Below are 21699 nucleotides of genomic sequence, written 5' to 3'. Positions count from 1 at the left end.
GCCAATGACAGACATTGATTACCAAGCTCAACACAAAAAACGTTTGTCATGGATGCCATGGCTGTATTTTTCGCTTAAAACAAAACATTTAGCATGGGCAAAGCCCTGGCAAGATGACATTCAGCAGCGGTTGCGTCAGCTTGAAACCATTCATATTGGTGAACAATGCTTTATAGCGCCACAAGCTCAGCTTTTTGCCGAACCCAGTAGAGACATCAGCATTGGAGATCAATGCATGATTGCCGCCGAAGTGTTTATGCATGGTCCAATCACCCTAGGCAATGAAGTGGCCATTAATCATGGTTGTAGCTTAGATGGCGGCCGCAACGGCATCAAAATTGGCAGCCAAACCCGCATAGCTAATAACGTGACTATATATGCCTTTAATCATGGCATGTCACCCGACACCCCCGTTTATCAACAACCCGCAACATCAAAAGGTGTCGTGATTGGCCAAGATGTATGGATTGGCGCTCAAGCAGGCATTGTTGACGGTGTGACCATTGGGGATCATGCTGTTATTGGTATGGGCTGCATTGTCACAAAAGATGTTCCACACTACGCCATTGTTGCTGGTAATCCTGCCCGAGTCATTGGCGATAGACGTAAAAAATAACCTCAAATTGGAATAGAAGATGAGCTAAATCGACAAAAACGGATTGACTTCAAGTCTGCAATATCAAACTTTCCATTTGTTTACCAACAAGGCGCATTGATGCGTCAATAGCGTGCCTATAGCAATTTAACGTCTACGTGAATACAACACAGATAGCAGGACAAAGAGTGGTTTGATAACCGTTTATTATCCGGCGCGGAAGTTAAATAATAATATCCCGCCATTAAAGCACCACAAAGCCTACTTTTGAGTCGAATTAGCAGGTGACATCATTGAAGCAGGTGCTAAAATGATGCTCATTCATAGTAACTATTTTGGACATTGGGAATGCGAGTTAGCAAGTACCTGCTTTCAACACAAAAAGAAACCCCTGCAAATGCAGAGGTGGTTAGTCATCAGTTAATGTTACGTGCCGGTATGATCCGTCGTAATGCTTCAGGTCTCTACACTTGGCTTCCGTCAGGTTTACGTGTATTACGTAAAGTTGAAGCTATTGTTCGTGAAGAAATGAACAAAACAGGCGCTATCGAAATATTAATGCCGTTAGTACAACCTGCTGATCTATGGGTTGAAACAGGCCGTTGGGACAAATTTGGTCCTGAGTTATTGCGTTTCCAAGACCGTAATAATCGTGACTTTGTATTGGGACCAACCCATGAAGAAGTGATCACCGATTTAGTCCGTAAAGAGCTAAACTCATACAAACAACTGCCGTTAACACTATACCAAGTACAAACCAAATTCCGTGATGAAGTACGTCCACGTTTTGGCGTCATGCGCGCGCGCGAATTCTTGATGAAAGATGCCTATTCTTTCCATTTAGATCAACAAACCATGGACAGTACTTACCATGCAATGCATACCGCATACAGCAATATACTGACTCGTATGGGCTTATCGTTCCGCCCTGTACTAGCTGATACGGGCTCTATTGGTGGCAGCATGTCGCATGAATTCCATGTGCTCGCAAGCAGTGGTGAAGATTTAATCGCTTATTCAACGGGCAGCGACTATGCCGCTAACATTGAAAAAGCTGAATCACCTATGCCAACCCAAACACGCGCAGAGCCAACTGAAGCAATGACGTTGGTCGCGACACCTAACGCAAAAACAATTGCCGAATTGGTTGAGCAATTTAATGTCGTCATCACCCAAACAGTTAAAACCTTAATTGTTAAAGGCGCGACTGAAGAAGCACCATTGGTGGCATTAGTTATCCGTGGCGATCATGAACTTAACGAAGTCAAAGCCGACAAGCTTGAATTAGTCGCATCGCCATTTGAATTTGCATCAGAAGCTGAAATTCGAGAAGCCGTTGGCGCAGGTCCTGGTTCTATCGGACCTGTCGGCTTAACTATGCCGATTATTGTTGATCACAGTGTTACTGTGATGAGCGATTTTGCCGCAGGTGCTAACGCTGAAGATAAGCATTATTTCGGTATCAACTGGGAGCGAGATTTCCCTTTAGCAACCGCTGCTGACATTCGTAATGTGGTTGAAGGTGAACCGACCCCAGATGGCCTTGGTACTTATGCAATGGCTCGTGGTATTGAAGTCGGCCATATTTTCCAGTTAGGAACAAGTTACTCTACATCAATGAATGCCACAGTGTTAGATGAAAACGGCAAAGCACAGGTGTTGTTGATGGGTTGTTATGGTGTCGGCGTGAGCCGTATTGTGGCTGCTGCCATTGAGCAAAACAACGATGATCGCGGCATTATTTGGCCAGAAGCAATTGCACCATTCACGGTGGGTATTTTACCCATGAATATGCATAAATCCCATCGCGTTGCTGACATCGCTGAAAAACTTTACCAAGACTTAGCGGATGCCGGTATTGAAGTATTAATGGATGATCGTAAAGAACGTCCTGGTGTTATGTTTGCTGATATGGAATTAATCGGTTTACCCCATGTTGTGGTTATTGGCGACCGCAATATCGATGCTGGCGTATTTGAGTACAAAAATCGTCGTACTGGTGAGAAACAAGATATCCCATTTGATGAGATTGTGGCGTTTTTAACCAAGGCCGCTAAAGGTTAACCCTTAATAATTAACAACAATACATTTTAAAAACGCACTTTATGGTGCGTTTTTTTATTGCTTCAAGAAAAACAGATGATACCTTTTTGATCAGTAATATTTAATGTTCAATGCTTAATGCTTACTGTTTACTCATAGACTGCTTACTCGCATTAAGATGAGAAACAGACGATAAATAGCATAGTCGACTTATTGGTAACTGGTATAAACTCGAAAAAGAATTCATACTAAAAATAAGTACATTTAAAACATTAAGGATAGATATTGTCAGTATCAACAGCATTAGTTTTAGGTGGCGGTGGGGCAAGAGCTGCGTATCAAATAGGCGTATTGAAAGCGCTAGTGCAGTTTTACCCACGCAACCATAATGTCCCATTTGATATCATTTGCGGGACATCGGCAGGAGCCATTAACGCAACATCTCTGGCAACCCACGCATCTTGCTTCCATTTGGGCATAAAAAAACTGGATTGGGTGTGGCGTCATTTTGAAACCCATAAAGTCTATCGGGCTTCCATCCCCCAAGTGTTAAGACATTTGGGCCGAATGGCAATCAAAGGCTTACAAGACGACAAGGTGAGTACGGACGCAGCAAGCCTACTTGATAATCAACCATTACGTGAATTATTGGATAAACTTATCGATTTTAAAAGAATCGACCGCAACATCAGTAACGATGCACTCAAGGCAATAAGTGTCGACGCCTCGAGTTATAACAATTCACGATCATATAGTTTTTATCAGGGCAATAAACACATTGAAAATTGGCAAAGTGCTAAACGAAGTGGTATTCGCAGCTTATTAAATACTGAGCATTTACTCGCAAGCTCTGCTATCCCAATGGTCTTTCCATCAATTAAACTTAATCAGGCTTATTATTGCGATGGGTCAGTCCATCAACTCTCTCCCTTATCAAGTCCGGTCCACCTTGGTGCCAATAAAATATTTGTTATTAATTTAGAAAGTCCACACAAAAATGTCCCTATCGAGTTTGAATATCATCCTAAAACAGCAACAATAGGAGGACATTTATTAGACACGATTTTTTCGGATACATTAAACAGTGATTTAGAAAGGTTACAGAGAGAAAATCAAACATTGTCATTCATGTCGAAAGAAGGACGTGACTCATTAAATCTTCGCCATATAGAGACATTGGTCATAAAGCCCAGTCAAGATCTCAGCCGAATTGCGGATCGATTTTATGATGACATGCCATTTGCAATCAAAATCTTATTGAAGTTTTTTGGCATTAATCGACAGTCAGATTCAAGTATCGTCTCATATCTATTGTTCGAAAAAAGCTATACCACAACCTTGATTGATTTGGGTTATCAAGATGCAATGGATAGAATAGATGAGATAAAACAATTTTTTGATATCCCGACTAAAGTTTAACCATTAAAGCGCAAAATATATGCGTTAGCTATATTTTAACGCCAGGATCGGTTGATGATAAAAGCACGAGTACACTCTGGTCACCTATTATCAAGTAATCCTTATGATACTGGTTTAACTTGAGTCAAATAGCCATTTAAAAATAATCTCTTAAAACGATTTGTTAAAAACAATCGTTTAAAAATAATCGTTTAAAAAAAATAACTTAAAAACAATCATTTAAAATAGTATCACCTACTCTAGAAAATCCTTTTGTAGTTTTTTATCATTGAGTGTAGACACATAACACCAAAACTGCTGAGGATAATATGCACGACAATTTTGTATCTAAAGGGGGCTTAGATGAAAATTTATGCTTAGTACTCGGATGGGTAATCTTAGGCTGCAGCCAACCGACTAAACAATCTCACGATTGATATAGCAACAAGCTGCAAAGCAACCTTGCAATGGCAGGTGTTTATCGTGGCATGTTCCCTTGCCCAAACTCGAACTTACATGCACCATCCACACCATAGGTTTAGACAGCGATCCTCATCTCTATCGAGGTAAAGGCACCTTCAAATAGGATCAAACGAGTAATATTATCATTTAGATCGCGACCATATTTATCGAGTCTATTCAGATCCCTTATCTTTATTAGATGTTAAATTTCAGCGAATTAAAGGCCCTGATGCAGAGCGATATAGCCTTGATATAATTGAAGGCTTAGGTAAATAACACCCATAACAAATCTGCTTAATTGATTTTAGCTGTGCTAAAATTCACTTATGAATCACTTAAAGAAAGATTGATGAGAAAAGGTATTTTATTAGCTGGAGGTTTAGGCACTCGACTATTTCCTATCACCCAAGTTGTCTGTAAACAGTTATTACCCGTTTACGATAAACCTATGGTTTATTATCCGCTATGCACATTGATGCAGGCTGGTATTACAGAGATTTTGCTTATTTGCACGCCTACCGATCTGCCTCTTTTTAAATCACTGCTGCACAATGGCCATCAATGGGGTATTAACATTGAATTTGCAACACAAGCAAAGCCTAAAGGACTCGCACAAGCACTCATTATTGCTGAACATTTTCTAAATGGTAGTCCTTGTGCAATGATTTTAGGGGATAATTTATTTTATGGCCATCAATTACAGCACACTCTACAATCAACGAATAAAATATCATCTGCCACCGTCTTTGGTTATCACGTTGCTAATCCACAAGCTTATGGGGTTATTGAGTTTGATAAACATAATCAAGTACTTTCTATTACAGAAAAGCCCGCTAAACCCAAATCAAATTTTGCCATGCCAGGGCTGTATTTTTTCGACAACAAGGCAAGCTATTACGCTAAGCAAGTCTTCCCCTCTGAAAGAGGAGAACTCGAAATAGTGGATGTGATAAATCAATATCTTGATAATAATAATCTTCAAGTCAATATCTTAGGCCGAGGAACCGCTTGGCTAGACACTGGTACACCCGATGCCATGGCAGAAGCGACACAATACATAGCTGCAATAGAAAAACGCCAAGGTTTAAAAGTGTCCTGCCCTGAGGAAATAGCCTATTCGATGGGATTAATTGATCAATTACAACTCAAAAAACTGGCTAAGCCACTGTTAAAAAGTGGTTATGGTGAATACTTACTGTCTCTATTAAATAAGAATTTTCCAGATGAAATGGATTAACACTCAACTCAAAGACGTGATGATTTTTAGCCCACGTAAGTTCATTGATGAGCGTGGATTCTTTATGGAAACGTTACGCCAAAACACCTTTAGTGACGCGTTTACTCAAAACAACTTAGATGTTCCTCAACTAGTCCAAGAAAATCAATCGCGTTCTATTAACAATGTCTTACGTGGACTTCACTTCCAGCAACACTTCCCTCAAGGTAAATTAATCCGGGTAGCAAGAGGAAGCATCTTTGACGTTGCTGTCGACATTCGTCAAGGGTCTACAACGTATGGTCAGTGGATAGGCCAAGAAATCTCAGACGAAAATGGCTATCAAATGTGGATCCCTGCGGGATTTGCTCATGGCTTTTACGTATTGTCTGACATCGCTGATGTTATTTATAAATGTTCACAATATTATCGACCAGATGATGATCAAACCATCGCATGGAATGATCCCGTGCTCAATATTCAATGGCCATTAAAACAACACCTTGCTCCTCTCGTCTCAGACAAAGATAACCCGATGCTAAACCCTAAGGTTATCTCATTTGGCCTAAAACAATGACACACAGAAACGAACAAGCACTCGCAATACTGATTACTGGTGGTTGTGGATTTATTGGATCGGCACTAATCAGATTTATCATTAATTTTACCCATCACAGTGTCATTAATATCGATAAGCTGACATATGCAGCGGATCCCAGCAGCCTTAAAATGCTAAACCAAAGTCAACGATACCATTTCATCGAAGGCGATATCTGTGATGCTCAATTATTAACCCAAGTATTTAATCGGTTTCAACCCGACGCCGTCATGCATTTAGCGGCAGAGACTCATGTTGATCGATCCATTTCAGGTCCTGCAGAATTTATTCAGACTAATATAGTCGGTACTTATCAACTTTTAGAAGCCAGCAGACAATTTTATAATGGTTTATTGAGCGCTAAGGCTGCACGATTTCGCTTCCATCATATTTCGACTGATGAGGTATTTGGTGACTTACCCGGCACAGGCTTTTTCAATGAGCAAAGTGCTTATGCACCCAGCTCACCTTACTCAGCAAGTAAAGCATCAAGCGATCATCTAGTCAAAGCCTGGTATCGAACCTATGGTTTACCCATTTTAATCAGTTATTGTTCTAATAATTATGGCCCATACCAACATCCAGAAAAACTGATCCCATTGACCATTATCCGCGCTATAGCGGGTGAGCAAATTCCTATCTATGGTAATGGTCTACAAATTCGAGACTGGCTTTATGTCGATGATCATGTTGAAGCTTTACTGACAATATTAACCTTAGGCAACGTGGGTGAAACCTATACGGTAGGCGGCAATAATGAGCAAACTAATATTGAGGTAGTGAGGTCGATTTGCGCACACCTTAGCCAATTACTCCCGGATCATCGCCTTGCTAGTGGCAATGGCTTTACCTCACTCATTGAGCATATTGAAGATAGACCCGGACATGATCGTCGCTATGCCATTGATGCCAGTAAATTGGCCACAACATTGAATTGGACACCTAAACATACCTTCTTTAATGGCTTATACCGCACTGTCCAATGGTATTTGGCTCACGTTCAATGAAAATATTAACCTTTGGTCAAACAGGTCAACTAGCCCGAGCCTTAAAACGTACTCAGCCTAATACGGTGGAACTGATCCAGCTCAGCCACCAACAAGTTGATATTACTCAGCCACAACGTATTGACGAAGCATTGGCTTATTATCGACCCAATATCATCATTAACTGCGCAGCCTATACCAACGTCGAAAAAGCCGAAATCAACCCTGAGTCCGCGATAAAAACCAATGCATTAGCCGTTGAGTATATCGCTAAAGCGGCCAGTGCTTATGGGATTAAACTGATCCAATTGTCAACAGATTATGTATTCGATGGCGGCTCATCGACACCTTATTTGGTGACACAAAAACCAGCGGCTATTAATACTTATGGGCAATCAAAATTACTCGCAGAAGCAACACTACTGAGCTACCAATCTGATCTATTTTGCATTGTACGTACCTCTTGGCTTTACCATCATACTGGCAATAATTTTCTGACCACTATGCTGAAGTTAATGTCACAGACGCATAATCAGGCAGCCATAGGCTCAAGTAAAGAAAACCCGATTAATATTGTTAATGACCAAACCGGCAGCCCGACAATGGTTGATGATCTTACGCGTTTTTTGTGGAAACTGTGTTTACAAAAACAATGGTCAGCTATTTACCATTGGAGTGATGCTGGCATATGCACTTGGTATGAGTTTGCACAAGCGATAAAAACACAAGCGATAGGGTTAGGCTTATTACGTCAACCGATTTATTTACAGCCTATAACATCAGAACAATATGCTTCAATCGTCAATAGGCCAGTATTTAGTGCGCTAGATAGCGGTTTATCACACACCATTGCCACACAAAACCCCTGGCAACAACAATTATCCCTATGCCTAAATGAACTCAAACACAGCAAAGAATGTTTATTTGTCGCCAAAAATTGAATTGTCATTTCTACGTGCAATAATTTTTACCATCAAGGATTAAATATTTCGCTTTAGCTTATTATTAACTTTAGGTAAAAAAGGGGTTGTACCAAAAAAGGTACAGTTATCTGGAATGTTAAAAATGTCACACTCATTTGAATTTGATGAAGACGATGCGCCATGGGGCGATAACATCGAGGGAAAGGGAAAACCAAAATCGAAAAAAGTAAAACAACGCCGCCGAGATACCAAGCGAGGCTACTTTGACGATAATCCAGAAATGGAGTTAGCGCCTCCTAAGTGGAAATAATTTAACCGCATTGTCTCATCGAGTTTAAAAAGCAAGTTACCTGTAACTTGCTTTTTTATTGTCAAAAAATGACCTTGAGAGACTCACGAGCATTTAAATGACCTCAACTTGGAATAAGATATAGGCTAAACCGATAGCAATAAGTCTCTTTCAAGTCAGGCTATATTAAACGTGTCATTTGTTTTACCCGCAAGGCGAATTGAAGCTAAATAACAGCATACGTGATAATCGTCGAGGCGCTGGACAACGTTAACCAAAGGCTAGCCCAATGTTGACTCAGTGCATTTCGATGTAAGCAATGCCGCACCTTTACAGATACAATATGGTGGCCAATCCCAAGAAGGTAAAAAAACCTACCACGTCGGTGACAGTGGTGAGAATGACCGATCCTGATAATGCCGCATCTTGATTAAAACGTTGTAAGATCATTGGCACCATAACACCCGCAATAGCCGCAACCGCCATATTAATTAAGATGGCACAACCAATTACAATGCCCATTATCGTATCGTTAAACCACCACCCGGCAACAATACCAATGACAATCGACCACAACATGCCGTTAAGTGCACCGATCCCGAGTTCGTTTTTCATCAACGACATCACGTTACCGGCAGAAATCTGCCCCATTGCCATACCGCGGATCATCAGTGTTAACGATTGGCTACCAGCAATACCGCCCATTGAAGCCACAATAGGCATCAATACCGCTAATGCCACCACTTGCGACAACACATTTTCAAATAATCCAATGGTCGCAGAAGCTAAAAAAGCAGTGAGTAAGTTAATCCCTAGCCACACTGCACGACGTTTTGCTCCCACCATAATTGGAGCAAACAAATCGTCGTGTTCATCCATACCTGCGGTTGCCATTAATTGTGCTTCGTAATGTTCACGCACTAGGGCTGTAGCCGTTCTCAGTGTCATTCGGCCAATCAATATACCGTCATCATCGACAACCGGTAATTCAAGCTCACGACTATGCTCAATGGCTTCGGCCGCTTCGATCAAAGATGAGTCGGCAGAGATCACCCGGCTGTCTTCCCATATTAATACCTGTAATTGGGTATCAAGATCGGTCGTTTTAAAAACATCATAACGACGCACTGTCCCTAGATATTTATCGTTATTATCCACCAAAAAAAGGTGGTCATTACAATCTAAATCAATTCGACGAAAAAAACGTTGCCCTTGCGCGACCGTAGACGTAAGACTTAATGCCAACATTTGGTGATCAGCATAACGACCGATTTCATTATCAGAATATTGATCATACAGTTCGAAGTGCTTGCGCTGACGCTCCCCCATCTGTGCTAATGCACGATCGGTAATATTGTCTGGTAACGTATCACTCCACTCGATAAGATCTTCGGGACTTAATTGCGAAAAGAGTAAGTCTAACTCCTCGTCTGGCATTTTTTTCACTATGCCTAAACGAGGATCTGCACGCATTAAGTTTAAAACGTCAACACGCTCTTCTACATCAACTTGCTGCCAACGTTCATAACGCTCATCCAGCGGTAACGATTCTAAAAGTAAAGCAATTGTACCTGGTTCAGCTTCAGTCAAAATCTCACTGAACATTTCGGCCTGCTCATCACCCTCGGCTTCCGTTAATAAATGTACCACGTGACTGACATCAGCTTGTGGCTGCGAATTGGAGTCGATTTCATCTTCAGAGTTAAGTTCGTTCTTCAATTCATTCATAAGCCCGTCCTTAATCCTTGATAGTAAATTATGCGCAAACTATATTGAAATTAGTATTTATAAGCAAATAGATAAATTAAGTTGCGCGCAACTTAATTGCCAGCCAACCATATTTGTATTATAGTTTACTTTTCATATAAGGAGCTTCACATGACCGCTGCAATTTACCCTATTATCGTAAAAGACATTCAAGGCAAAGACGTTGTTATGGAGGACTTTAAAGATAAAGTTATCCTTATTGTTAACACGGCAAGTAAATGTGGATTTACACCGCAATACAAAGGTCTTGAAGCCTTATATCAACAATATAAAGATCGTGGTTTAGTTATTTTGGGGTTTCCTTGTAATCAATTCGGTAAGCAAGAGCAAGGTAATGAAGACGAGATCAGCCAATTTTGTGAACTCAACTTTGGGGTTACGTTTCCGCTATTCAGTAAAATTGATGTTAATGGTGCTAATAGTCACCCCTTGTACCAACACCTTAAAAAGTCTGCCAAAGGCCTTTTGGCTAGTGAGTCTATCAAATGGAACTTCACTAAGTTCTTAGTCGATAAACAAGGAAATGTTATTGAACGTTATTCGCCAACCACTAAGCCAGAAGACCTTAACGTTATTATTGAAAAGCTGCTAAGTTAGCCGTGGCTTTTACCTGTAATCGAATACCGTTAATCCATAATGTATGCGAGTTTGCTTTGGGCGATTGATGTCATGTTAATCGCCTTACTTTACTTCTTGGGGCATAGGCGGACGCTCCATGACCATGTTAAGTCAATAACATTTCCATTTAACGATATGCCCGAATTGAACATGCTCAAATTAAATACGCTCAAACCACAAGAAACACATTACAAAACACATCAAAACTTAAGTTTATGATAAATATGCAATATAAAATAAACATCATTATTTGGCTAAAAAAATACATTTATATTGAACTTTTAAACCACCACGTACTCAAACTTAGTAACAGTGATATTCACTTTTGTTCATCATCTCCCTGGGACTTCTAGCGCGGTCCCCTTGATCGCTAAGTCGATCGATAGGCAATTATTTGATTGCCTTTTTTTATGTCTATAGATTTGATCGCATATTTACCATTTATTGAACTTTCTAGAGGCGTTGTTCCACTATTAGTGTCTTACTTATAATAACTTACCTCAACAGGGGCTCATAACCCGTTATCAAACAGCGCTTTTGCCGCGGTCGAAGTTGTATCGACTTGCAATAGATCTTGTTAGCAAAAGACATGGAAAGTTTAATATTACTGACTTGAAATAAACCCCTTTTTTAACCAGTTATCCGATCTGCTTTCTAGAATTGAGATTAAGTAGGACTTGTTAAGTGTCATCACGACACACTAACAATCGATAACTAAGTAAAAAAACATACTGTACATCGCGATTAACACCCGTGTATATCGAACCACTTTCGACTATCAAAGATGAACAAATTCTAGCAATTAATGACGTTTAAATTTAGTACATCATTTAATGAACTTTTCCAAATAGCCCTAGTCATAGTATATGTAGCAAGTAAGAACACGAACTCACTAAACGTCTTCCTCCAACGGTTTAGTGTGTATTCAAAGCTCATATTTACTTGCCACTACAGTTTATGTTTATTGTTCATCATCATCATCCCTATTGGGGAGTGTTAACACGCTAGCGCACCGTTAATCACAACCCACAAAGAACGACTTAGGCAACCACATTGGTTGCCCTTTTTTTAGGCTCATTTTGTGAATTCTCTTTACGTATTGGTATAAACCAAGCCAAAAGTCATCATCGACGGCTAGCATAACCAACCGCAGGCCCCATTTGCTCTCGGGAAAAACCAACAGGTTGAATGTAGACATTATGATCTTGGTATAACGATTAACAACGTATTGTTATTAATAATTATTTAATAAGATTAATGCGTATGCCATAAGACTCATGATTATTTTTAGCTCAATAAATTTTGCCCGATAAAATTTATTAAAAAAAATCTCTCTTTCGGTGAACTTTCCTGATGACGCCCAGTCTGATTAATTGTACGGAATAAGATTTAGTTTGAAGTAAGTGCAGCGTCATGAGTTAATCTTCTCCCCCGAAAGTTAATTGAGTAAACTGCTTAGTGATTTATCTTACTTACCTCAAGCTTCAGTTAGGATTGAGTTACTGCTACACCGTTTTATGTTTATTGTTCATCATCATCCCTATTTGGGGAGTGTTAACACGCTAGCGCACCGTTAATCACAACCCACAAAGAACGACTTAGGCAACCACATTGGTTGCCCTTTTTTTAGGCTCATTTTGTGAATTCTCTTTACGTATTGACATCATCCCTCCCGCCCCAATTATCATCGTTCTCTACCATAACCAACAGCTAACGCCACTGGTACTCAGTAAAACCAACCATTGGGACATAAAAAACTTATGTTCCTGGCGCAGTATTAACAAGTCATTGTTATTAATAATTATTTAATAAGATTAATGCGTATTCCATAAGACTCATGATTATTTTTAGCTCAATAAATTTTGCCCGATAAAATTTATTAAAAAAAATCTCTCTTTCGGTGAACTTTCCTGATGACGCCCAGTCTGATTAATTGTACGGAATAAGATTTAGTTTGAAGTAAGTGCAGCGTCATGAGTTAATCTTCTCCCCCGAAAGTTAATTGAGTAAACTGCTTAGTGATTTATCTTACTTACCTCAAGCTTCAGTTAGGATTGAGTTACTGCTACACCGTTTTATGTTTATTGTTCATCATCATCCCTATTTGGGGAGTGTTAACACGCTAGCGCACCGTTAATCACAACCCACAAAGAACGACTTAGGCAACCACATTGGTTGCCCTTTTTTTAGGTTCATTTTGTGAATTCTCTTTACGTATTGACATCATCCCTCCCGCCCCAATTATCATCGTTCTCTACCATAACCAACAGCTAACGCCACTGGTACTCAGTAAAACCAACCATTGGGACATAAAAAACTTATGTTCCTGGCGCAGTATTAACAAGTCATTGTTATTAATAATTATTTAATAAGATTAATGCGTATTCCATAAGACTCATGATTATTTTTAGCGCAATAAATTTTGCCCGATAAAATTTATTAAAAAAAATCTCTCTTTCGGTGAACTTTCCTGATGACGCCCAGTCTGATTAATTGTACGGAATAAGATTTAGTTTGAAGTAAGTGCAGCGTCATGAGTTAATCTTTTCCCCCGAAAGTTAATTGAGTAAACTGCTTAGTGATTTATCTTACTTACCTCAAGCTTCAGTTAGGATTGAGTTACTGCTACACCGTTTTATGTTTATTGTTCATCATCATCCCTATTTGGGGAGTGTTAACACGCTAGCGCACCGTTAATCACAACCCACAAAGAACGACTTAGGCAACCACATTGGTTGCCCTTTTTTTAGGTTCATTTTGTGAATTCTCTTTACGTATTGACATCATCCCTCCCGCCCCAATTATCATCGTTCTCTACCATAACCAACAGCTAACGCCACTGGTACTCAGTAAAACCAACCATTGGGACATAAAAAACTTATGTTCCTGCCGCAGTATTAACAAGTCATTGTTATTAATAATTATTTAATAAGATTAATGCGTATGCCATAAAACTCATGATTATTTTTAGCGCAATAAATTTTGCCCGATAAAATTTATTAAAAAAAATCTCTCTTTCGGTGAACTTTCCTGATGACGCCCAGTCTGATTAATTGTACGAGTAAGTATGTAAGGAATAAAATGCAGTTTGAAGTAAGTGCAGCGTGATGAGTTAACCTTCTCCCCCGGAGCTAATTATTCGCACTGTTTAGTGGTTTATCCTACTTCCCTCAAGCTTCAGTTAGGATTGAGTTACTGCTACACCGTTTATTGTTCATCATCATCCCCATTGGGAAGCATTAACACGCTAGCGCACCGTTAATAGCAACCCGTAAAGAGTTATTTTGGCAGCCAATATGGCTGCCATTTTTTTCATTTTTTGATGTTAAATTGTTAATACTAAAGCAGTTAACTTGCTAAAGGTTAAGTAAATTGTCTAGCTGCACTTGCAATGAAGGATGATAACCAGGGCGAGCTTTAACATAAATATCGACTAATTCTTGCTGGTAACCGGCTATTTGTAATTCAACAAATAATGGCCTAACAAACTTTCCTCGGCCGATCCGGCATAAGTAGTCTTTTAGCGCAGGCAACACGGGATCAAAATGATTACGAATGGCGACTCGATACCAATCACATGCTATTTCGGCATTGTGGCTGTCTGTTAATATAAAGGTGTCGTCTAAATCTAATAAGGTGGCTTGATTAACGAATAACGGTAATTGGCTGAGAAAATACTGCCAGTGGTGAACTCGCCATTCATCTACCAACAACTCACTAGCGGGTGTTCCTTTGACAATAGCCTCAACAGCCAAATCGACTTTATCCAAACTACTTGATATTGGGGCAATAAACCATTGGGGTAATCCTTGGCCATACACCCACTCATTGATCTCTGCTAAGGTCAACTTATCGTGATGTTCTACCAGCAATGTTTGCTTTGCATAATCAATAAAAGTTTCGGTGGTGATAGCACTAAAAGAAAAATGTTCCACATATTGGAACAAAAACCGATCAAATGCAGCCCGACCTAAGCGGCGTTCAAGTTCATGAACAAACATCGACGCTTTATCGTAGGTAAACCGATTAAATGCCAGATTAGGATCACGGTCTTGTACATTGGCAGGTAAGGTTTGGCTGGATAAGGGAGTCGATTGTATTTCCTCCAGCAAACGACCGTACTCGATAACCCATTCAAGTTCTGCCTGCTCTTTACCATACACGGCTTCAACAATACGATTGGTAAAGTAAGTGGTAAATCCCTCATTAAGCCACAAGTCTCGCCAGGTCGCATTACTGACTAAATTACCGGTCCATGAATGAGCTAATTCATGGGCAACCGTGGACACAAGGCTCTTATCCCCAGCAATGAGTGTGGGAGTCATAAATGCCAGCATGGGATTTTCCATGCCACCAAAAGGAAAGCTTGGTGGCAATACAATCATGTCAAAGCGACCCCAAGCATAGGGCCCTAATATGGACTCTGCCATTTGGATCATTGACTCGGTATCTTCAAATTCTTTGGTCGCAGCAACAAGCATACCGGGTTCAGTATAAATACCACTACGAGGTCCAGTGGCTTAAAAACTTAACTCTCCAACGGCAATGGCTAATAAATGGGTTGGGATCGGTTTGTTCATGCAAAATTCAAACACACCATTATCCGGCAAATCAGGGATGTTTTCGGCACTCATTACCGCACGTAAACCATGTGGGGCGGTGATTGTCGCATTAAAGGTGATTCGGGCTTTAGGGGTGTCTTGTAAAGGTATCCAGCTACGAGCATTAATGGGTTGCGATTGGCTAAATAGATACGGTAATTGTTTGCCTAAGGTTTGCTCAGGCGTAAGCCATTGGAGTCCTTGAGCGTTTGTAGAGGTATGATAATGAATAACCACTTCATCTAAATTACCACCCACATCTATGACTAGTTTTTGACCTAATATGGCATTCACATCACTCACTTGATACGGCAACTGATTAGCGTGACTGTCAGTGATACCTTCTATGATCAAATCTCGACAATCCAACACTAATGAAAGTGCAGACATTTTTCGAGTAAATTGCAGCTTAGCAATTCCGCTGAGTTGTTGTAAGTCAAAATCAACCACAAGATTGAGCTCAAGATGATAGACGCATAAAGCATCAGTGTTGGCACTTGAATGATAATCGTGTTCTACATTCCATTTTGCAGTCACAAACAATCCTTACTTGTTAGAAAACAACCTAAACGTTCTAGGATAATAACATTGGTATCATCATAAATATGCTGTCACTCGCCGTGGTAGGTCTTTTACAGCCAAGCTGGTAAATATCACTTTTGAATAAAAAACTCATCTTTTTTAATATTCAAGGGAACTAACTCAAAAATGATGAGTCATATTATATGAACCGAATTTGAAATACTTTTTATTTGTACCAAGTAGCTTATTTTTGTTCATCATCATTCTCCTATTCGATAGTTGTAAAAATCTATCAACAGTATTGCCCTTAGCAATAGCAGCAACCTCTTAGTTAGGTTGCTTTTTTTTATGTTTTTTTAACGTTAAAAAACAAAAAAGGCCTCCAAGAGGCCTTTTTAAGTTTACTGAAAGTGAGTTAATTAAAGCTTAACACCCACTTTACCTAAATCTTTAGCAATAACTGAGATGGGTAATGGAACATAGCCATCTTTTTCAACAATTTGTTGACCCTGCTTAGACAATACGAAACGTAAGAATTCACGGTCCATTGGAGCTAAGTCTCTGTTCGGGTGCTTGTTTACATAAACGTATAAGTAACGTGAAAGTGGGTAAGAACCGTCTGCAGCATTAGCATCAGTTGCTTCGATAAACTTACCGCCATTCTTAGAGATTGCAACCGCCTTGACGCCAGCCGTTTTGTAACCGATACCTGAATAACCAATCCCATTCAGTGACTGAGAAACAGACTGAACCACAGAAGCAGAACCAGGTTGCTCATTTACGTTTGGACGGAAATCACCTTTACATAACGCTTTTTCTTTAAAGTAGCCGTATGTACCAGACACTGAGTTACGACCGTAAAGCTGAACGTCTTTCGCTGTCCAATTACCATCTAAGCCAGCATCTCCCCAGTTATTAATTTCTTCGGAGCCACACTTATGGGTAGCAGAAAAAATACCGTCAATTTGTTCAATACTTAGACCCGTGATTGGGTTATCTTTGTGTACAAATACGGCTAACGCATCGATAGCAACACGGATCTTAGTCGGTTTATAACCAAAATGCTTTTCAAATGATTCAACTTCATTAGGCTTCATTTCACGGCTCATTGGACCAAACTGAGAAGTGCCTTCAGTTAATGCTGGAGGCGCAGTTGAAGATCCAGCAGCTTGAATTTGAATGTTAACGCTAGGATAAATATGTTTAAATTCTTCAGCCCATAATGTCATCATGTTTGCTAATGTATCAGAACCGACAGAAGACAAGTTACCAGAAACACCACTTGTTTTTTCATATGCAGGTAAATTTGGATCAAGAGCAGCCACAGATGCTGCAGAGAATACGCCAGCGGCTGTAAGTGTGATGGCGCCGACAAGTTTTTTCAGTTTCATTATAATGCTCCAGAATTAAGCGTACTAAGTTTTTAAAACGTAGTCAGTATCGACCCCATTGATGACAAGTCTATGACTTTGACGTGACAGTTGTGTGACAATGGTAGTAAAACTGTCTTATTTCGAAAGTTTACAATTAATATGATTTATATCAATATCTTAAAAAAATAAACTATCACAACACTGCGCTATATAATGAAAGTAAAACACAGATCAGAGTAAAAAACAGGTCATTCTTAGTTAAGAAAAACCTAAAACGACAGCATTATGACATTCATAATCGCATAAATTTTATACTAGTCGTAATGATATGAGTGATCCCATCCGAGTAAGGTCGTGAACAATTCAAACTATCACACTTCAATTAACAGGCTTTATCGTTAACCACAACGTTGGATAAGAGATGGAATAAGAGATGGGATACATCGTTAAAAACGGATTGATTTCAAGTCTGCAATATCAAATTTGCCATGTGTTTTTGCTAACAAGGCGTATTGATGGGTCAATAGCGGGTCTATTGTAAGTTGATACAACGCAGGTAGCGGAACAAAGGGCTGTTTGATAACCGTTTATTATCCAGAATTGAGGTTATTTATCAACCTAAGAGGTTCTGAATGGATTGGGTTGGCACAACACGTTTGAGTTGACAATCATCAGTCAAAAAAAAACAGCAAAAATGCTGTTTATTTATATCCAAACGACCAGATGCTATTGTCGTACTAACAAATGCGAAGGAATGATAAAGCTGAAAATACTGCCTTTGCCGTACTCACTCGTCACGTTAAGTTCACTGTAATGATGATTTAAAGCATGCTTTGCAATGGCCAATCCCAAACCGCTACCACCGGTTTTACTCGAACGGGCATTATCGACCCGATAAAAGCGTTCAGTTAATCGGTTGATATACTGTGGAGCAATGCCCACACCGGTATCTTTGACTGAAAACAGTGCTCCAGTGGCTACACTGCGCCACGTCACCGAAATGGTCCCCCCCGGAACAGTATAACGAATCGCATTAGAAATTAAATTTGAACAAGCACTGCGCAATTGCAGTTCATTACCATGAGTATTTAAGCCAGGCTCGCAATTAAACTCTAAAGTATATTCGGTTCCCGCCAGTCCATAGGCCTCTTCTTTGAGGGTATCCATCATCAAAGCCATATTGACCGTTTGCGATAAATCGATATCCACGGCATCTTCAATACGCGACAGCGCCAACAACTGCTCAACCATCGACTGCATCCGAGTCGTTTGTTGTTGCATCATTGATAGTGGTTTGTGATTAGGTGAATCAGGTGCTTCCATTGTTTGCATAATTTCTAAATAACCCTGCAATACCGTTAGCGGGGTTTTAAGCTCATGGGAAACGTTGGCGACAAAATCTTTGCGCATACCTTCTAATTGGTGAATACGAGTGATATCACGAGCAATTAATAACAATTGTCGGTCACCGTAACCTATTACTCGAATTTCAAGTAAACGCTTATCTGAGACAGGAGATGGGATTTCTAATGGTTCGTTGTATTGTGCTTTCTTTAAATAAGTAGAAAAATTAGGATGACGAATGAGGTTATCGATCCTAAGACCATTATCTTGAGGCCAAACAAATCCTAAAATTAACTGCGCCAGTTTGTTGCACCATAAAATATTGTGCTCGGCATCAAGAACCACCGCCGCATCAGGTAAGGCCTCCGCACCTTGACGAAAACGTGCTAATAAAGTGGATAATTTGCTCACTCGACGACGATTTTTCCCCTGCAGACGATATATTCCATTAAACACCCCCTCCCAACTTCCACGCCCTTGTGGAGGCGTGAGCTTTTTATCCTTCCATAACCAAAAGCTTAAACGAGTGATTTGACGATAATGCCACACAAGTAATGCAATCGTTCCAAATAGCATAACGATAACAACTTGATCGAATAAGGCTCCAATGAGCATAAATAAAACAAGTGGTAAAGCAAACCGAAAAAATAAACGATATCCAGAGTACGAGATAAACATAGGCTACCTAAATGCGAACGTACCGCCACCAACTCAATTTAGTGCCGTTACTGATTATTAGGGCTAACGAAGAACCACAAGATAGCCTAAATAGACTCTTATGGCTAGACAGCAAAAAAAGCGTTTTAAAAAAGTTCTGCTTATCATGTCAGAACCCTTCGAGACGCCAATAAAAATTACATTCTGGTTGAAAATCGGTAGCCTGCACCACGAACAGTCTGGATTAATTTATCATGCCCAGCCTCTTCTACGGCTTTTCGTAAACGTCTAATATGCACATCAACAGTCCGATCTTCAACATACACATTGGTGCCCCAAACGTTATCGAGTAACTGCTCTCGACTATAGACACGCTCTGGATGGGTCATAAAAAAATGCAACAAGCGAAATTCTGTTGGCCCCATGTCGAGCACATTATCACCGACTGTCACTCGATGACTAACAGGGTCAAGTTGTAATCCTTGCACATCAATGATTTCTTCTAAGCGAGTTGGAGCGCTTCTGCGCAAAACGGCTTTAATTCTTGCAACAAGTTCTTTAGGCGAAAAGGGCTTAGTTATATAGTCATCAGCCCCCACTTCAAGGCCTTTAACTTTATCTTCCTCTTCACCACGGGCTGTCAGCATAATAATCGGTATCTGACGCGTAAACTCATCTTGCTTTAAGCGTTTAGCTAATTGGATGCCACTCCCTCCAGGGAATATCCAATCCAATAAAATTAAATCTGGATATGGCTCTTTAAGTAACTCAATCGCTGAATCAAAATCTTCAGCTGCAACTGTCGTAAAACCATGTTGATCCATCACAAATGTCAGCATCTCACGGATTGCTGATTCATCTTCTACTATTAAAATCCTAGCTGTCATATTGGGTTTCTACGTTAATTTGCCACAAAGCCATTATTGGACACTTTTGTTACAGATTTATGATCTAACGGCTAATTCTGGCATTAAATACGCCTTTTTGTCACAAAAACTTCATTGCTGTTAATATGATGCAATTTCAACTCAAGATAATAATCGATTATCAAACAGCCTTTTGGCCCGCTAACAGTGTTGCATTCACTTGCAATAGGCCGGCTCTTCGCGGGTAAATAAGCCTTGCTAGCACACAAATAACAGCTGTGATATGAAAGGCTCATATAGGCTAATTACTTTCATTTATCCCGTTTCTTAATCCAAAGTTGAACTTATCAAGCAGCCCATTGTTAACGATTTATCCTGTTTCTTATCCCAGGTGTAAGTTATGTAACAAAAAAAGGGCCTAAGCCCTTTTAAATTACTATCTAAATCAACATGCTCATTCAGATTAAAACTTATGTTCTAAACCAATACCAATATAAGTATCATCTTGATCGTTTGAATCAAATGAGTTTGCAGTGTAAAAAGCAAATAACTTGGTTGGTTTACCTAACTTGTAGTCTGCACCGACTGACCATGAATCACCTTTGTTTTCCATGTCTTGGTATTGGGCTTTTAAGGTAACATCATTGATACCATAAGCCGTGCTTAATAAGAAACCATCACCTTTGATACCACTGTCTAGCTTTTCTTGTTGCTGGTACATACCACCAATAACAAGACCTGCAACTTTACCTTGTACCGTGGCACGAGCAGTGTCATAACCTTTTACTTTTGAATCGTAGGCAATCGATGCATATATTGGTGTGCTTTTTAGGCCTGCATCACCATACATAACAGCCATACTCACGCCATCTTCACCAGTGGTATTGTCACCAACAACTTGATCCGAATCACCAGATGCGACATAAGTCACACCCGCTTGGAAGTCACCCAACATTGGCGTGTAGTATGTTGCCGTCTGTGCCATGCGATTTTCACCTTTGAACATGGTCTTTATATCGCCTGCAAGGTCATTAAACTGATCTATTTTACCTTGTGAAATTTTAAGAATAGTATCGTTCCGACCAACAGATACCGCACCAAAATCACCTTTTAAACCCACAAACTGATTACGTGCTTTAAAGTTTTCTTTGGTATCGTCACCGGTGTCTACTTCATACTCGATAGTGTAGAAGGCTTCTAATGAGTGACTTAACTCAAACTCACCCGTCACACCAAAGCGTGAAGCATTACTTTGAATAGTCGTTTCTGTTTCATCAGCAACATCATTTGACTGTGCTGTGACATTTAACTTACCGTAAACTTGAAGAGGATCTGCTGCGTACGCACTTGAAGCGACTGAGACTGCTATTGCAGAGGCTAATAGAGTTTTACAAAATACATTCATCATTTCATCCTTTCGACGCTAAATTCGTCATTGTTA

General features: G+C 39.9%; 14 protein-coding genes and 1 pseudogene. 9 read left to right on the top strand and 6 right to left on the bottom strand.

What is annotated here, in order from left to right; all coding sequences use genetic code 11:
- The first annotated feature begins 4 nt into the window (after nt 1-4).
- The 8 genes from EGC80_RS11915 (at nt 5) to EGC80_RS11880 (ending at nt 8531) form a co-directional block, all read left to right on the top strand.
- Nucleotides 5-616, top strand: a complete 612-nt coding sequence (locus tag EGC80_RS11915) for an acyltransferase (RefSeq protein ID WP_124013947.1) — start codon at nt 5-7, stop codon at nt 614-616.
- Between the two features lie 327 nt (nt 617-943).
- Nucleotides 944-2659 (top strand): proline--tRNA ligase, encoded by a 1716-nt coding sequence (locus EGC80_RS11910; RefSeq protein ID WP_124013948.1) that lies wholly within the window; start codon nt 944-946, stop codon nt 2657-2659.
- A 264-nt stretch (nt 2660-2923) separates the two neighbouring features.
- Nucleotides 2924-4057 (top strand): patatin-like phospholipase family protein, encoded by a 1134-nt coding sequence (locus tag EGC80_RS11905; protein ID WP_124013949.1) that lies wholly within the window; start codon nt 2924-2926, stop codon nt 4055-4057.
- A gap of 790 nt (nt 4058-4847) precedes the next feature.
- A complete protein-coding gene (rfbA, locus tag EGC80_RS11900) occupies nt 4848-5735 on the top strand; it encodes a glucose-1-phosphate thymidylyltransferase RfbA (protein WP_124013950.1) in 888 nt (295 codons plus the stop codon).
- Nucleotides 5722-6291 (top strand): dTDP-4-dehydrorhamnose 3,5-epimerase, encoded by a 570-nt coding sequence (rfbC, locus tag EGC80_RS11895; RefSeq protein WP_124013951.1) that lies wholly within the window; start codon nt 5722-5724, stop codon nt 6289-6291. The genes rfbA and rfbC overlap by 14 nt, the downstream gene beginning before the upstream one ends.
- Nucleotides 6288-7319, top strand: a complete 1032-nt coding sequence (gene rfbB / locus EGC80_RS11890) for a dTDP-glucose 4,6-dehydratase (protein WP_124013952.1) — start codon at nt 6288-6290, stop codon at nt 7317-7319. The genes rfbC and rfbB overlap by 4 nt, the downstream gene beginning before the upstream one ends.
- Nucleotides 7316-8239 (top strand): dTDP-4-dehydrorhamnose reductase, encoded by a 924-nt coding sequence (gene rfbD, locus EGC80_RS11885; protein ID WP_164839461.1) that lies wholly within the window; start codon nt 7316-7318, stop codon nt 8237-8239. The genes rfbB and rfbD overlap by 4 nt, the downstream gene beginning before the upstream one ends.
- A gap of 124 nt (nt 8240-8363) precedes the next feature.
- Nucleotides 8364-8531, top strand: coding sequence for a small highly charged protein (locus tag EGC80_RS11880; RefSeq protein WP_101034621.1), 168 nt, complete (start codon nt 8364-8366; stop codon nt 8529-8531).
- Between the two features lie 309 nt (nt 8532-8840).
- On the opposite strand, the gene EGC80_RS11875 is transcribed toward EGC80_RS11880, so the two are convergent.
- Nucleotides 8841-10238 carry a magnesium transporter gene (locus tag EGC80_RS11875; RefSeq protein WP_124013954.1) on the bottom strand — a complete coding sequence of 466 codons (1398 nt, stop codon included), beginning with the start codon at nt 10236-10238 and terminating at the stop codon, nt 8841-8843.
- A gap of 150 nt (nt 10239-10388) precedes the next feature.
- On the opposite strand from EGC80_RS11875, the gene EGC80_RS11870 reads away from it, so the two are divergent.
- Nucleotides 10389-10874, top strand: a complete 486-nt coding sequence (locus EGC80_RS11870) for a glutathione peroxidase (RefSeq protein ID WP_124013955.1) — start codon at nt 10389-10391, stop codon at nt 10872-10874.
- A 3377-nt stretch (nt 10875-14251) separates the two neighbouring features.
- Here the strand turns inward: EGC80_RS11870 and EGC80_RS11865 are convergent.
- The 5 genes and pseudogenes from EGC80_RS11865 to EGC80_RS11845 all read right to left on the bottom strand — a co-directional run bounded on the left by EGC80_RS11865 (nt 14252) and on the right by EGC80_RS11845 (nt 21666).
- A pseudogene (locus EGC80_RS11865) lies at nt 14252-16033 on the bottom strand (M1 family metallopeptidase).
- A 404-nt stretch (nt 16034-16437) separates the two neighbouring features.
- Nucleotides 16438-17409 carry a PstS family phosphate ABC transporter substrate-binding protein gene (locus EGC80_RS11860; protein WP_124014109.1) on the bottom strand — a complete coding sequence of 324 codons (972 nt, stop codon included), beginning with the start codon at nt 17407-17409 and terminating at the stop codon, nt 16438-16440.
- A 708-nt stretch (nt 17410-18117) separates the two neighbouring features.
- Nucleotides 18118-19413, bottom strand: a complete 1296-nt coding sequence (phoR, locus tag EGC80_RS11855) for a phosphate regulon sensor histidine kinase PhoR (RefSeq protein ID WP_124014110.1) — start codon at nt 19411-19413, stop codon at nt 18118-18120.
- A 176-nt stretch (nt 19414-19589) separates the two neighbouring features.
- Nucleotides 19590-20279: a phosphate regulon transcriptional regulator PhoB gene (gene phoB, locus EGC80_RS11850; protein WP_124693480.1), complete on the bottom strand. Its 690-nt coding sequence runs from the start codon at nt 20277-20279 to the stop codon at nt 19590-19592.
- A gap of 442 nt (nt 20280-20721) precedes the next feature.
- A complete protein-coding gene (locus EGC80_RS11845; RefSeq protein ID WP_124014112.1) occupies nt 20722-21666 on the bottom strand; it encodes a porin in 945 nt (314 codons plus the stop codon).
- Nucleotides 21667-21699: the final 33 nt, after the last annotated feature.

It is taken from the genome of Shewanella psychromarinicola, from assembly GCF_003855155.1.
Taxonomy (GTDB): domain Bacteria; phylum Pseudomonadota; class Gammaproteobacteria; order Enterobacterales; family Shewanellaceae; genus Shewanella; species Shewanella psychromarinicola.
The sequence above is the reverse complement of the archived record's forward strand: the minus strand, read 5'-3'. Positions and strand labels throughout refer to the sequence as shown.

Excerpts from the sequence above, each read along its gene's own strand:
- EGC80_RS11915 (WP_124013947.1), top strand. The coding sequence starts at position 5 with ATGACAGACATTGATTACCAAGCTCAACACAAAAAACGTTTGTCATGG.
- EGC80_RS11910 (WP_124013948.1), top strand. The coding sequence starts at position 944 with ATGCGAGTTAGCAAGTACCTGCTTTCAACACAAAAAGAAACCCCTGCA.
- rfbA (WP_124013950.1), top strand. The coding sequence starts at position 4,848 with ATGAGAAAAGGTATTTTATTAGCTGGAGGTTTAGGCACTCGACTATTT.
- rfbC (WP_124013951.1), top strand. The coding sequence starts at position 5,722 with ATGAAATGGATTAACACTCAACTCAAAGACGTGATGATTTTTAGCCCA.
- rfbB (WP_124013952.1), top strand. The coding sequence starts at position 6,288 with ATGACACACAGAAACGAACAAGCACTCGCAATACTGATTACTGGTGGT.
- rfbD (WP_164839461.1), top strand. The coding sequence starts at position 7,316 with ATGAAAATATTAACCTTTGGTCAAACAGGTCAACTAGCCCGAGCCTTA.
- EGC80_RS11880 (WP_101034621.1), top strand. The coding sequence starts at position 8,364 with ATGTCACACTCATTTGAATTTGATGAAGACGATGCGCCATGGGGCGAT.
- EGC80_RS11875 (WP_124013954.1), bottom strand. The coding sequence starts at position 10,238 with ATGAATGAATTGAAGAACGAACTTAACTCTGAAGATGAAATCGACTCC.
- EGC80_RS11870 (WP_124013955.1), top strand. The coding sequence starts at position 10,389 with ATGACCGCTGCAATTTACCCTATTATCGTAAAAGACATTCAAGGCAAA.
- EGC80_RS11860 (WP_124014109.1), bottom strand. The coding sequence starts at position 17,409 with ATGAAACTGAAAAAACTTGTCGGCGCCATCACACTTACAGCCGCTGGC.
- phoR (WP_124014110.1), bottom strand. The coding sequence starts at position 19,413 with ATGTTTATCTCGTACTCTGGATATCGTTTATTTTTTCGGTTTGCTTTA.
- phoB (WP_124693480.1), bottom strand. The coding sequence starts at position 20,279 with ATGACAGCTAGGATTTTAATAGTAGAAGATGAATCAGCAATCCGTGAG.
- EGC80_RS11845 (WP_124014112.1), bottom strand. The coding sequence starts at position 21,666 with ATGATGAATGTATTTTGTAAAACTCTATTAGCCTCTGCAATAGCAGTC.